The following is a 13,468-nucleotide window of genomic DNA, read 5'->3' as shown; positions in this document are numbered from 1 at the left end:
AAACGTGTAAAAAGGGTACACATATCACAGACCGGATGATAGATTGCTTAAAAAAGCAACAACAAGTATTTAATAGTGACGGGTTATTGGCTAAGCTCAGCACTAAACAAGAAGAATGAACTCCGTGTCATATTGATTCAATATAGAACGGGGAAGCTTGCGTAGAGCCGGCCGGCAACCACGCAGGATTAAGAGGGCGAGTCATGACAACAGCGACGGATATTGCGTCAGATCTTCAGCTGCCGAGCCTTCCGGAGGTTATTCTGCGCGCGCTGGACGCCTGTCATGCAGGCCAGAGCTATCGGGACATCAGTCGCATCGTATCGGCAGATACCGCCCTTGTCGCCCGGCTTCTGGCCCTGACCAGCTCCGCCCTTTACCACGGCTCCGCATCCAGCAGCTCGATAGAGCAAGCACTCCTCCGTTTGGGCACCCGGCGATTCCAGACCTTGTTGCTGACCTCAGCCCTTCGCCAACTGATGCTCGAGATCGGAGGCAACGAGTGGCAGCAGCTCCGAGACTTCTGGCGCCACTCGCTGACCACGGCCCTGACGGCGAAAACACTGGCAACCCTCACCCGCTACCCGGACCCGGATGAAGCGTTTCTGCTGGGCATGATACATAATATTGGCGAACTGATTGCCATCAAGACCCCCTGCCAGGAACGCAAACAACAACTGCTGAATCAACAGAGCGACATCGCTGCCCGGCTGGTTTCGTCCTGGGGGCTTGGGCCAATGGCCGCCGACGCCATGCGTTATCAGCACGCCCTGCCGGGACAACTCCGGGACGCCGACCATCTGGTCAAGGTGATCAGTCTGTCGACCCGGCTGGCGTTGTCAGACGCGACCGGCATTGGAGCGGCCGCCACCCTTTTCGGGTTGCAGGAAGACCTGACACGGGAACTCAACCTGAAAATCGGCGAAGAAGTGGCCAGCGTTGCCGATTCGCTCGGGGTTCCGCTAGAGGAAGAATACGATGCGAGCGAAAGCAAACGCCGGCTCAACAACCGCCTGATTGAGCACACGGTCGTCCGGACGGCCCTTTCTCTGCCCACGGCAACACCGGAAAACCTGACCGGGCTTGTGTCGGAAGCCACCGGCAGTCTGGCTCTGGTGACCGGGCTTCCAGTACTCTGCTTCAGTCATACAGGTGAAGACTTAGTGTTGCGTTCGGGCTCCTGCCGCCACTTGCCCGAACTGTGCATTAACCCCACCTCGGGCGGTAGCGCGCTGACAACGGCGTTCCGAACGGGCCAGACAGCCCTCATGGTTCCCTCCGAGCCGACGGTGCTTGACCAGCAACTGATGTCCCTCCTCGAAGCACCCTCTCTGCTCGCCATCCCGGTCAGAATGAATGAGACACCGGTGGGCGTCTATGTCCTTGGTGTCGACGAGCATTCACTCTCCGCCACCCGCAACCTGGCGGAGCTGTTTGTCCGGGAACTGACCGATGCCCTGGTGAGCGCATCCACCGACACTCTGGCGTCCGAGCAGCAAATGGCCCACGAACGCCTGCGACGACAGGTGCACGAAGTCAGCAACCCGCTGACCATTATCCGCCAGTATCTGTTCCAGTTACGGAGCCGCCTGGACAATGCGTCAGTACAGAGCGACCTGAACATCATTCAGGAAGAGCTGGATCGCGCAGGTAACCTTCTGCTTCAGATCAGCCAGCACACGGTGGACACCGAGGGGAATGACACCGACCTGAATACCGAGCTTTCGAGCCTGAGCAGAATTCTTCAGGACAGCCTGTTTCATGATGTTGACAGGGCTCTGCACCTGAATCTGTGTGCCGAAGATGCTCATATCCAGGCTCAGGCCTCAAGCGTCCGTCAGGTTGTACTGAACCTGGTCAGAAATGCAGCAGAAAGCTTTGCAAACCGGCCGGGTACCGTGACCTTAAGAACGACGGCGCCGCTGTTCCAGAACCAGCGGCGCTGGGTCGAGCTCCAGATATCCGATACCGGGCCAGGCATCCCAGACGGCTTACAACGCCATCTGTTTGAACCCGTTCAAAGCACCAAGGGAGATGGCCACAGCGGCCTGGGGCTGAGCATAGTCAAACAACTCATTGATGACATGGAGGGCATCATCGCTTGCCATACCGGCCCGGAAGGCACCACCTTCCGGATTCTGCTGCCGGCGGCAAGCTACACCTATGACAAAACTGACTGACGACGCAACCGCGGACACACTTCCATGGCGACCGAGCACAACAAAGATATCCTTACCTCCTCACGATGCCCCAGAATTCTGGTTGTGGATGACGAACCCCGCCTGCTGAGAACACTCGCAGACCTGCTGCGGAGCCGGGATTACGACGTCACCGAAGCACTTGGTGGCCGGGAAGCCTGCCTGCAACTCCAGCAGAAGACGTACGATCTGGCCTTGCTGGACCTGAACATGCCCCAGGTGGATGGTTTCCAGGTGATGAAGGAAGCCAACCAACGGCAACCTGGCTGTGGCCTCATCGTCGTCAGTGGCGAATCCTCGTTCAATTCCGTCAGCCGGGCCCTGAGGCGCGGAGCGCTGGATTACATCCGCAAGCCCTTTGATCCGGAAGAGCTGCTGGCCACCGTGGAAGGCGTCGTCGGAAAGCAGACGCTGATACGTGACCACAAACGGATTCAGTCGCGACTTGAGAAGTCCGAAGCCCTGCACCGCTATATCGTCAACAGCTCTCCGGACATCGTTTTCATGCTCGACGAGACCGGGCATATCTGCTTCATCAATAACAAAGTGGAAAGCCTGCTGGGCTACCCGACGGCCGAACTGTGCGGCAAGCACTTTCGCCACATTCTTGATGACCGGGATGTGGCTCGCGGCACCTATGCCATGCAGGGGCCAGATATCTCTGCCGACAACCCCCGGGTTCTGGAAGTCAGACTGAAAACCCGTGGCAGCCGCAAAGCCACACGACACTTCGAGATCACCGCGTTTCCGATTGACCCGCAAAGCTGGCCTCAGACAGGCAAAACACAAGGTGGCTGCACAGGCCAGCCTGCCCGCTACTACGGCATCGCCCGCGACGTCACCGAGCGCAAAGAGGCCGAGGCTTTCATCAACTTTCAGGCCTATCACGACCTGCTGACCCGGCTGCCCAACCGGGCCCTGTTCAAGGACCGGCTTGAACTCGCCATCACCCATGCCCGCCGGGGCCAGCAAAAGCTGGCCGTTATGTTTCTCGATCTTGACCGGTTCAAGGTGGTGAATGACACGCTCGGCCATGCCATGGGCGACCGCCTGCTTCAGGCCGTCACCCATCGGCTGGAAAAGTGCCTGCGTAAGGGAGATACCCTGTCCCGGTTCGGTGGCGACGAATTCACCCTGTTGCTGCCATGCATCCACGGTCCGGAAGATGCCCGGGGCATTGCCCGAAAACTGATACAGGCTCTGAAAGCGCCGTTCCAACTCGGAGGGCATGAGGTTTTCGTGGGCGTGAGCATCGGGATCTCCGTGTTTCCCGAAGCCGGAGAAACCATGGACATGCTGATCCAGAACGCTGATATCGCCATGTACCATGTCAAAGCCCGGGGCAAAGACGGCTACCGGTTCTACTCAGACAGCATGAGCATCAACACCGCCAACCGCCTGAGCCTGGAACGGGACCTGCGCCTGGCACTGGAGCGCAATGAACTCCGGGTTTTCTATCAGCCTCAGGTGTGCTCCCGCTCCAACCGGGTCGTTGGTCTGGAAGCGCTCGTGCGCTGGCAACACCCCGAGCGGGGCCTGCTATACCCGCGCGACTTCCTGCCTTTGGCGGAGGAAACCCGACTGGTGGGAAAGCTCAGTGAGCAGGTGATCGACCAGGCCTGCCGGGACGTTGGCCGGTGGATCAGCACCGGCCATCCGGACCTTCGCCTGGCCGTTAACCTGTCCCCCAGTCAGGTCGAACACCCCCGGTTTGTGGAAACCCTGATGAACCACGTTTCCGCTCACCAGTTCCCACCTGCCAATCTGGAAATCGAGATCACCGAAAATGTGATCATGAATGACCTTGAACAAATCAGCCAGAAGCTGAAAGAACTGGCCGCAACGGGCGTGCGCATTGCCATTGATGACTTCGGAACGGGTTATTCCTCCCTCAACTACCTGCACCGGCTGCCGATTCACACCCTGAAAGTGGATCAGTCTTTCGTCAAGGCAATCCGTGGTGGCGACGACGGAGCCTGTATCGTCAATGCAATCGTAGCGATGGCCCACGGCCTGAAGCTCGAAATCGTGGCAGAAGGCGTGGAAACCGATGATCAGTTGACCTACCTGAAAAGCCTGGGCTGCCATCAGGTTCAGGGGTTCTTTTATGGCCCGGCCAGGCCCGCGGCGGACATCACATCCCTGCTGGCCGGCGACGCACTTTCCCTTGCTCACACAGGCTAGACCACCAAAGATTGTCCGACACTCCGATAAAAAACATTGACCCGGTTTGCAAAGTGTATCCTTGCGTTACTTTGTGTATCCGGAAATGCGCAGTACTGCACATCTTTCACCCCCTCCCTTCTCTAAGCTCGATTTATCAGTAACCGATCACCGGAATGTCCGACAAATAGTCGGAGCAACAATCACAATAACGGTGGCGGGCAACCTGGGAACAAGAAGAAGGCAGCATCATGCGCGACAAGTACAAGTATATTGGCCCCGTCTACGATTTTCTCAGCAACCTGTACAGCGGCAAGAACATCCATCGCTGCAAAACCGCGATGCTTGATGTCGAAACCGTGAGACCTGGCGACCGGATTTTATTCGCGGGCGTCGGACATGGCCGGGATGCCATCCGGGCCGCCGAACTTGGCGCCGATGTCACGGTGGTGGATCTCTCGGAAACCATGCTGCGCAAGTTTGCCGATGCCCAGCAGAAAGAAGCGCCCCAACTCACCATTCGCCGTATTCATAGCGACATCATGAAGCTGGAGGAGTTTGAGCACTACGACATGGTGGTCGCCAACTTTTTCCTGAATGTGTTTGATGAAGACATGATGGTCAAAGTACTTGAGCACCTGATCCGGCTGGGCAAGGCCGACGCCCGGGTCGTGGTGGGCGATTTCTGCTACCCCACAGGCAACCTCTTTTCCCGACTTTTCAAGAAGCTCTACTGGTACATGGCCGTCTTCATCTTCTGGCTGTTTGCCAACAACGCATTCCACAAGATTTACAACTATCCCGAGCACATGCAGCGCCTGGGTCTTCAGGTCACTGACAAGAAGCACTTCAAACTTCTGAATATGGACTGCTACTGGTCCATTCTTGGCCGCAAACAGGCCTGAACGCCCTGACAGCAACACAACAATAACAGGTTATCGGGAGCATCATTATGTCCGATCAGATTCTTGCACTGGACCGTACCCAGAGGCTTGCAGAAGGCCAGTTCACGTTCTCCGAAAGGGTAAACTACCTAAAGCAGTACGGTGTCCACTCGCAGTCCTTTTCAACCCTGCAACCGGGCATGCAGTATTTCGACGTTGAAGGGGTCGGCTACATCGCCTACATGCGCAAATGGGGTGGCACCTTTGTCCTTTCAGACCCGGTCTGTGCGCCTGACCGTTTTCCCGTTATCCTGGAACGATTCCACCAGAAGTTTCCCAACGCCTGTTACATTCAGGTTTCCAAACCCGTGGTGGACTTCCTCCATCTGCGCTTTGGCCTCTACGGTACTCAGTTTGGCAGCGAATCCCGGATCGATCTGCACAAATGGACCCTTAGCGGAAAGAAAAAACAGATCCTGAGAACCGCCCTGAACCAGGCTGAGAAGAACGGCATTACCGTGAGGGAGCGATTCAGCGATGACCACACCCGGGAGATTTCAGAGGCGTGGATTCGCACCCGCAAGTGCAAAAGCAACGAGATCCGCTTCCTGATCCGGCCGATGGAAATGGACTACCGGGAGAACGAACGACATTTCTACGCGTATCAGGATGGCAAAGCGGTCGGGTTTATCTACTTTGACCCAATCTACCGCAACAACGAAATCATCAGTTATGTCCCCAACATCTCCCGGGCCAACGCGGACTTCCGTCAGGGGATTTTCTATACGCTGATGGCGCATGCCATGGATGTATTCAAAGCCGAAGGCGTCCCATTTCTGGACCTCGGTTTAATACCGCTGTCCCTCGACAAGGCAACCGAACATCAGGAGAGCCGGCTGCTCAAAAGCCTGATGCACGGCATCTACGAGAAAGGGAACTTCCTCTATAACTTCAAAGGCCTGGAGTTTACAAAATCGCGATTCCGCGGAGACGGCTTCAAAACCTACTGCTGCCATAAGCGGGCAATTCCCGCTCTGGAGTTCCTTGCCATGTTCAAACTGACCCGGTTGCTGTAACACCGGGCCAGCCATCGGCCACCTGATCAACTGCAATCCCCATTTCTGCCATGAACAGGGGAAGATCCGCGGGCGCGCCTCCGGAAAAACAGGCACAGGCCACCACCGGCCCTGCATCAGCCATCGGGGTCTGCGCGACGCCCAACGTCCCCGCCTGCTCAAGCCAGTAACCCACCCGTCGGGCGATGGCTTCTCCGGATTCAACCCAATGCCGCACATCTGGCAAGCCCTTGCGCAACCAGGGCAACAATAACGGATAGTGGGTACATCCGAGCACCACGGTATCGACACCGGCCTCCTTCAGGGGCGCCAGTGCTTCATCCATCAAGGCCTGGTCCGGCGCCTGCCCTGCGACCAGTTCCTCGGCCCACCGGACCAGCGCCGGGTGCCCCAGCCGGACCACCTGACAATCCCGGGCAAACTCCTGAATGAGTTCATCCAGATAGGGGCGTTTGATGGTTGCGGGCGTGGCCAGCAGGCCGATTCGCCGGTTACCGGATCGGGCGGCCGCCGGTTTTACCGCCGGCACCACTCCCACCACGGGAACGTCTGTCATCGCCCGGAGCTCAGGCAACACTACGGTACTGGCGGTATTGCAGGCCACCACGACCACATCGCAAGGAAACTGCACAAGGCATTGCCGGATGAGAGAACAACAACGAGCAATCACCACCCCCCCGGGCTTGTCGCCGTATGGAAACCCGGCATTGTCTGCAAGGTAGACCAGTTCGGCACCCGGCAGCGCCCTGTGGATGCAGGCCGCAACACTGAGCCCCCCCGCGCCAGAATCAAACACCAGAACCCTGGGGCGACGTTCAGCCACGACTGCCACCTCCCGGGTGAGCAGCAATCTCGGCTTTCATCGCGGTAATAAGGCGCCCGGCAATGGTGGTGTCCGGGGGCACCGGCGGATGCGCCTCGACGGTAAACCATCCGGCGTCTGACAGCTCGTCTTCCTGCAACTGAAGTTCGCCGCTCTGATAATCAGCGAAAAAACCCAGCATCAACTGATGAGGAAAGGGCCAGGGCTGGGACCCCTGATAACGGATGTTCTTCACAGTGAGCCCGGTTTCTTCCATCACTTCGCGAGCAACCGCCTGCTCCAGGTTTTCACCGGGTTCCACAAACCCGGCAATCAGGCTGTAGAAATTGCGGGTAACCCTTGAGGATTTGGCCAGCAGGAACCGCTCATCTCGCCGAATCACCGTAATAATGCAAGGGGCAATCCGGGGGTACCAGGGAATGTTGCATCGCTGGCACCAGCGCGCTCTCTCACTCGGGTGGGGCCCCGTTCGCTCGCCGCAGCGACCGCAATAGCGGTGATCCTGCCACCACTGCCAGATCTGGTAACCGGTGCTCAGAAGGTCCGACGGCGCATCCGGGGTCTGTAACATCGCATCCCGGAGAGACACCGTCTGCATGCCGGGGAGCCCGGTATCCGGAAGCATGGTGACAAACAAGGGCTGCTCTTCCCAGAAACCCAGCGACAGCGCTTCCGGGCGGCTCGCCCCCATCTCTGGCCCTCCCCACCGGAGAAACCAGCCTTGAACCGGCTTAAGAATGCCATTTGCTGAAAACGCCAGTACCAGATCTCCGTCACGGGGGGCTTGATTGCTCCACCCGGGAACCCATCCTGCACGGTTGTCGGTCATGTTCTGCCTTTTTGCTGCCGGGATACTATCCGGGCAATGTAACACATCACATTCAGCACCAAGAATCTGAACACGACTTTCCGCTACCGCTCCAACCCGTTAAACTTGGCGCCTGTTTCCAGGACCGGAGTAACCATTTATGCGGCTTTATCAGGGTATTCGCAGCCTGATCCTGTCTCTTTTCCGAAAGATCCTGTTTTTGTGGGTCAGGACCGATGTCAGTGGCAACACCCTGGAAGCCCTCGGGCTGGATCCGGAGAAGCCGGTCTGCTACGTCCTTCAGTACAGTTCACTCTCCAGCCGTCTGGTGCTGGAACAGGAAGTCATCCGCGCGCGTCTGCCTGGCGCAACCGAGACGTTGCCGGTAAAAAATGGCCGGTCCCACTCGTTCTTCTTCCTTTACAAACGCATTGGCGGGTTATTCCGAGGTGGCCGTCACAAGCCGGTGCCGACCACAGAGTTCACCGATCTGGTCCATTTTGGTCTCGAACATCCGGAACAGGATGTGCAGATCGTACCAGTATCGCTGTTCTGGGGCCGTTCCCCAGATAAAGAAAAGTCCCTGGTCAAACTGCTGCTCTCAGACACCTGGTCTGTTGCCGGCCGGCTCCAGAAGTTTCTGATCATTCTGGTCCATGGTCGCAACACCTATGTTCAGTTCAACCAGCCTCTGTCACTGAAGCAAGTGGTGGACGAATACAGGGATAACGAACAAAAGGCCAACCGTAAGCTGGCCCGGATTCTGCGCACGCACTTCCGCCGGGTACGCCAGGCCGTGCTGGGACCAGACCTTTCCCATCGCCGGACGCTGGTTGAGGGACTCTTGCGGACCCAGGCCGTCAAAGAGGCCATCCGCGAAACCTCCGCCAAGGATGACATTCCTCCAGAAAAGGTGCGCGCCAAAGCTTACAAATACGCCGATGAGATTGCGGCCAGCATGTCGATCGTTACCATCCGCGTTCTGGAGCTGGTTCTGGCCTGGCTCTGGAACCGGATCTACAACGGCATCGCCATCAACAACGTGCAGGTTGCCAAAGAAGCCGCGCAGGACAGCGCCGTCGTCTACGTGCCCTGCCACCGCTCCCATATTGACTATCTGTTGCTGTCTTATGTGCTCTACAAGAACGGCCTGATGCCCCCTCACATTGCCGCGGGCATTAACCTGAACATGCCAGTGGTCGGGCCCATTCTGCGTCGGGGCGGCGCCTTCTTCATGCGTCGGAGTTTTCGCGACAACCCGCTCTATGCCACGGTCTTCAATGAGTACATGCATGTCATGTTTACCCGGGGGTATTCCGTTGAGTATTTCGTGGAAGGCGGGCGATCACGCACAGGGCGTATGTTGCCGCCCCGGCCAGGCATGCTGGCCATGACGGTTCGCAGTTTTCTGCGGGATCACCGAAAACCGATTGTTTTTGTACCGGTGTACATCGGCTACGAGAAAGTGATGGAAGGCCGCTCCTACCTCGGCGAGCTTCGGGGCAAGAAAAAGCAGAAAGAAAGTGTGTTTGGCCTGGCCAAGACCGCCCGCAAACTGACCAATTCGTTCGGGCGCGTCGCAGTGAACTTTGGCAAACCGATTCATCTGGACCAAGTACTGGATGATGTCCACGACAGCTGGCGCCACGAAGCTTACGATGCGGAATACCGGCCTTCCTGGCTCAATCAGGCAGTAGATAACCTGGCCCAGCGCGTTGCCAGCAACATCAACGCGTCCGTGGCCGTGAACCCCATCGGCCTGACGGCCACAGTACTTCTGGGCACTGAGCGGCTGGCCATGGACGAAGGCCAGCTGATCCGGCTGCTGGACCAATACGCAGATCTTCTCCGGGCCAACCCCTACGCCGATACCATGACCCTGCCGGATGGCAGTGGTAAAGACTGGATAGCCTATTGTGAGAACATGGGGCTGGTTACACGCCAACCACAGAAACTGGGCGACATTATTGCTCTGGAAGGCTCCAACGCCATCCTGATGACCTATTATCGAAACAACATTCAGCACCTGTTCGCCCTGCCGGCAATGATCGCCAGTCTGTTCGAAAACAAAACCAGCCTGAGCCGGGACAAGATCGTTTTCCTGACCAGTGTGGCCTACCCCTACCTGCAATCAGAACTTTTCCTCCAGTACGACCAGGAAAATGTCGATACCGTGATCAACGACTGGATTGACGTTCTGGTGGCACAGGGGCTTCTGATAGAGCTGGATGACGAACGTCTGGGACGACCAGAAGAAGGCACAGAGGCCATGCTGAGGGCACGAATTCTGTCCCGCTTCATCATCCAGACCCTGGAGCGTTACCACATTACTCTGGGCATTCTCAGAAAGTACGGTTCCGGGAATTTGACGGCCGCCGAGCTGGAAGAACAAAGTACTCTGATGGCAGAGCGGATGTCGATTCTGTTCGGTCTGAACGCCCCGGAGTTCTTCGATAAGACCCTGTTCCGAAACTTCATTGCTAACATGCAGAAGGACGGCGTGCTCAGCACCGACGAGGACGGCAGGCTGTGTTACGGCGATGGGCTTGATGATGTGGCGGAGGATGCCCGCCTGGTACTGAGCGTCGAGAAGCGCCAGGCCATCCAACAGGTCACCATGCTGGATGCCTGATACCGGGTGGCCAGCCGCTCAGGCTGGCAGTGCCCGGATCGGGTAAATATCGTAGCGGCTGCTTTTTCCTTCAACCCGCGTCGCAGGGTCTGGCCCGTCGACCGCGGGGGCTTTGCGGGGCCGCTTGACCACAACCCGGTAACGGGCGCAGGTCAGAGCAGTCTTCAGCAGGCTGCCAGCGTCGTCATCGTCGCCAACCACCTGGCGGAACACCTGCATTTCCTTTTTTACCAGGGCCGATTTGTCCCGGTGCGGAAACATCGGGTCCAGATAGACCACATCCACCGCGCCGGGGCCCGCCTGAGCCATCCAGTCCACAGAGCTTCCGGCGTGCAACGTCATTCTCGCAATAATGGGCGCACAGGCTTCGTTCATGGCGGCGCGATAAAGGCCATCAGCCAGCAAGGCATGTATCACTGGGTTACGCTCGAACAGCGTCACCTCGCAGCCCAGAGAGGCCAGTACGAAGGCGTCCTGACCCAGGCCCGCCGTTGCATCCAGCACCTGCAGTGGGGTCCGGGTCTTGTGCAACCCGACAGCCCGGGCAACCAGCTGGCCGGCACCACCGCCGTGTTCACGTCGATACCCCATCTTGCCACTGACAAACTCAGCTCTGACCGGGCCCGGTGCCCCTTTGCCGGTCTGCTGCAGGGCCACACCCCGCTCATCTACGAACAATAGCAGACCATAATCCCGAACCTGTTTCGGGTTGGTCACGCCTAGCCAGTCAAGGCCCAGATCGTTGGCCAGCGCACGCGCCACCCCCGGCTCCGCCAACGGGCTGTGACCAACGGCCAGACTCTTGCCCAGGTGAGAGCATGGATGTGTTTTGGTATGAGAGGGAGATGACGACATCAGACCAGAATATCAATCCCGGTCAGAACAGCGCTACCTTCGTATTCCTGACCCGCTGCAGCAACCCCGGCGAAAGCTGACAGGGCCCGTGCCGTAGGCAGTGGTAATTCATCCGCACGGAAGCGTTCAAGACGGGCGTCTTCAGCTGCACGGCGAGCGTCAACACGCCGGTTGTCCGCCTCACCCCCTGCGCCAGTCGACGTCGGATTAGCGGGTACCGTTTCACGATCCAGAAATGGAGCACCCAGCGGGCGGCGCACCTCACCGGCAGCCAGAGCCTGAGGGTCCGCGGCAGGCGCTCGCGACACATCCGAACGCTCCCTGGCCTGAGCGTTGCCGCCAGATGGGTACAGCGATGGATTTGAAGGACTTATGCCGCCAATCATAAGGCACTACCAAGGTAAGAGTATCGGGTCTCCTGGCATTATGGAGTATCTCCGGAGGAATGCAAAGCCGGCGGATTCAGGCCCGCCCGGGTAATTTCTTCCAGGCAACCTCGTCCCGGATGTAGACAGGCTGGGCCTGCTCTGCGGTTACGGCAAGACCATTTGCCATGCCCCGCTCCGCCAAACGGACGACCTGCGCCGCAGAGGGCACCAGCGTGTCATCAATCACGGACATTCGTTCAACAAGCTCGCTGGGCATCTGCGCCTTCAGTGACCAGCCCTGGCCTGCGGCATGCCAGGGCATGTCGCCGTTTACAGGCAAGGACACGGCCTCTGGCGGACACACCCGCTCATCACCAAGCAGGACTGGCAACCCTGATTCGCAACGAAATACGCCCCAGTAGACCTCGCCCATCCGGGCATCAAACGCTACGGCAATGCCGTCACCGTCTTTCAGGGCATGGGTTTCAATGGCCGACAGAGCCACAGCCGCCAGCGAGGACACGGGTACCACCGGAATATCCAGCCCCCAGGCCAGGCCCTGAACCACCCCGGTTGCAATACGCAGACCAGTGAAGGACCCAGGCCCTCTGGCAAAGGCCAGTGCATCCAAGTCTGAAGGCGCCAGCCCCTGCTCCGCGAGCAACTCACGGACCATGGGCATCAGAAGGCGGGTATGGCCTCTGGGGGCCAGTTCAAAACGTTCCGTTACCTGGCCATTCAGCCAGAGAGCGGCGGAGCAACCTTCGGATGAAGTATCCAGTGCCAGAAGTTTCACAGAATTACGCCTCCGGGGCCGCTCCGTTTTCGATTACTTGAGTTGAGAGAGAATCTGGTCCCGAATGCTGTCGAGGCTGCCTAAACCCTCAACACGCACGTACTTGGGCGCCTCCGCCGGAGCCTTACCCGCCCAGTCCTGGTAGAAACCAACCAGCGGTGCTGTCTGCTCATGGTAGATTTCAAGACGCTTGCGTACGGTCTCTTCCTTGTCGTCCTCACGCTGGATCAGCGCATCGCCAGTTTCATCGTCCTTGCCTTCCACCTTGGGCGGATCGTACTTAACGTGGTAAATGCGGCCACTGCCTTCATGAACGCGACGGCCAGACAGGCGGCTGACGATTTCTTCGTCTTCCACCGAAATCTCGACCACATAATCAATAGCAATCCCCTGGTCTTTCAGGGCCTCGGCCTGGGGAATAGTGCGGGGGAAGCCGTCCAGCAGAAAACCGTTTTTGCAATCCGGTTGCTGGATACGCTCTTCAATCAGCGCGATGATGATGTCATCGGAAACCAGCCCGCCAGACGCCATAACTTCTTTAACCTGAAGCCCCAGCTCAGACTCGGCTTTGACGGCCGCGCGCAGCATATCCCCAGTAGAAATCTGGGGAATTTCGAAACGCTCGGTAATAAACTGGGCTTGCGTGCCCTTACCCGCGCCTGGCGCGCCTAACATGATGATACGCATAACGTTGTGCTCCCATTGCTTTATATTATCGTTTGAAAAGTTATGGCAAAGACCTCTGCCTTTGCGAAAACCTCTCGGGTGGAAACGGCCTTCAGCCAGGCCGGCCCGTCAGAAATCGACGCCGCATTATACGAACTCATCCCGGGCAGAGAAAGTCGACCTCTGTATCATTATCAGA

The 13,468-nt window shown here is 58.0% G+C and carries 11 protein-coding genes; 5 read left to right on the top strand and 6 right to left on the bottom strand.

The genetic code is table 11. From position 1 onward, the window contains the following. The first annotated feature begins 203 nt into the window (after nt 1-203). The 4 genes from K325_RS0104885 (at nt 204) to K325_RS0104870 (ending at nt 6,321) form a co-directional block, all read left to right on the top strand. Entirely contained in the window at nt 204-2,180 is a 1,977-nt protein-coding gene (locus K325_RS0104885) for an HDOD domain-containing protein (protein ID WP_029653147.1), read from the top strand. Nucleotides 2,181-2,204: 24 nt separating this feature from the next. Further along, nucleotides 2,205-4,382 (top strand): putative bifunctional diguanylate cyclase/phosphodiesterase, encoded by a 2,178-nt coding sequence (locus K325_RS0104880; protein ID WP_029653146.1) that lies wholly within the window; start codon nt 2,205-2,207, stop codon nt 4,380-4,382. A gap of 230 nt (nt 4,383-4,612) precedes the next feature. Further along, nucleotides 4,613-5,266 (top strand): class I SAM-dependent methyltransferase, encoded by a 654-nt coding sequence (locus K325_RS0104875; protein ID WP_029653145.1) that lies wholly within the window; start codon nt 4,613-4,615, stop codon nt 5,264-5,266. 47 nt (nt 5,267-5,313) lie between these two features. After that, a complete protein-coding gene (locus tag K325_RS0104870) occupies nt 5,314-6,321 on the top strand; it encodes a DUF2156 domain-containing protein (RefSeq protein ID WP_029653144.1) in 1,008 nt (335 codons plus the stop codon). Here K325_RS0104870 and murI read toward each other — a convergent pair. Further along, nucleotides 6,299-7,144: a glutamate racemase gene (gene murI, locus K325_RS0104865; RefSeq protein ID WP_029653143.1), complete on the bottom strand. Its 846-nt coding sequence runs from the start codon at nt 7,142-7,144 to the stop codon at nt 6,299-6,301. The genes K325_RS0104870 and murI overlap by 23 nt on opposite strands. Beyond that, on the bottom strand, nt 7,137-7,973 hold the full coding sequence (gene nudC, locus K325_RS0104860; RefSeq protein WP_029653142.1) for an NAD(+) diphosphatase: 837 nt from the start codon (nt 7,971-7,973) through the stop codon (nt 7,137-7,139). The genes murI and nudC overlap by 8 nt, the downstream gene beginning before the upstream one ends. A gap of 139 nt (nt 7,974-8,112) precedes the next feature. Here nudC and plsB point away from each other — a divergent pair, with 139 nt between their 5' ends. After that, the gene (gene plsB / locus K325_RS0104855) at nt 8,113-10,584 is read left to right on the top strand and encodes a glycerol-3-phosphate 1-O-acyltransferase PlsB (RefSeq protein WP_029653141.1); all 2,472 of its coding nucleotides are present in this window, start codon (nt 8,113-8,115) and stop codon (nt 10,582-10,584) included. 18 nt (nt 10,585-10,602) lie between these two features. On the opposite strand, the gene K325_RS0104850 is transcribed toward plsB, so the two are convergent. From K325_RS0104850 to adk, 4 genes are all read right to left on the bottom strand, one after another. After that, a complete protein-coding gene (locus tag K325_RS0104850) occupies nt 10,603-11,439 on the bottom strand; it encodes a class I SAM-dependent methyltransferase (protein WP_029653140.1) in 837 nt (278 codons plus the stop codon). Then, nucleotides 11,439-11,747 (bottom strand): UDP pyrophosphate phosphatase, encoded by a 309-nt coding sequence (locus tag K325_RS0104845; RefSeq protein WP_228128384.1) that lies wholly within the window; start codon nt 11,745-11,747, stop codon nt 11,439-11,441. The genes K325_RS0104850 and K325_RS0104845 overlap by 1 nt, the downstream gene beginning before the upstream one ends. A 154-nt stretch (nt 11,748-11,901) precedes the next feature. Beyond that, on the bottom strand, nt 11,902-12,603 hold the full coding sequence (gene tsaB / locus K325_RS0104840; RefSeq protein WP_029653138.1) for a tRNA (adenosine(37)-N6)-threonylcarbamoyltransferase complex dimerization subunit type 1 TsaB: 702 nt from the start codon (nt 12,601-12,603) through the stop codon (nt 11,902-11,904). A gap of 33 nt (nt 12,604-12,636) precedes the next feature. Beyond that, nucleotides 12,637-13,290, bottom strand: a complete 654-nt coding sequence (gene adk / locus K325_RS0104835) for an adenylate kinase (protein WP_029653137.1) — start codon at nt 13,288-13,290, stop codon at nt 12,637-12,639. Between the last annotated feature and the right edge of the window lie 178 nt (nt 13,291-13,468).

This window comes from Marinobacter daepoensis DSM 16072, assembly GCF_000421165.1.
In the GTDB taxonomy this organism is placed as follows: domain Bacteria; phylum Pseudomonadota; class Gammaproteobacteria; order Pseudomonadales; family Oleiphilaceae; genus Marinobacter; species Marinobacter daepoensis.
This window is presented reverse-complemented; position numbering and strand designations above follow the sequence as displayed.

Bases quoted from the DNA above. Each gene is read 5' to 3' on its own strand.
- K325_RS0104875 (WP_029653145.1), top strand. From the start codon at position 4,613: ATGCGCGACAAGTACAAGTATATTGGCCCCGTCTACGATTTTCTCAGC.
- K325_RS0104880 (WP_029653146.1), top strand. From the start codon at position 2,205: ATGGCGACCGAGCACAACAAAGATATCCTTACCTCCTCACGATGCCCC.
- K325_RS0104885 (WP_029653147.1), top strand. From the start codon at position 204: ATGACAACAGCGACGGATATTGCGTCAGATCTTCAGCTGCCGAGCCTT.
- K325_RS0104870 (WP_029653144.1), top strand. From the start codon at position 5,314: ATGTCCGATCAGATTCTTGCACTGGACCGTACCCAGAGGCTTGCAGAA.
- K325_RS0104850 (WP_029653140.1), bottom strand. From the start codon at position 11,439: ATGTCGTCATCTCCCTCTCATACCAAAACACATCCATGCTCTCACCTG.
- plsB (WP_029653141.1), top strand. From the start codon at position 8,113: ATGCGGCTTTATCAGGGTATTCGCAGCCTGATCCTGTCTCTTTTCCGA.
- adk (WP_029653137.1), bottom strand. From the start codon at position 13,290: ATGCGTATCATCATGTTAGGCGCGCCAGGCGCGGGTAAGGGCACGCAA.
- nudC (WP_029653142.1), bottom strand. From the start codon at position 7,973: ATGACCGACAACCGTGCAGGATGGGTTCCCGGGTGGAGCAATCAAGCC.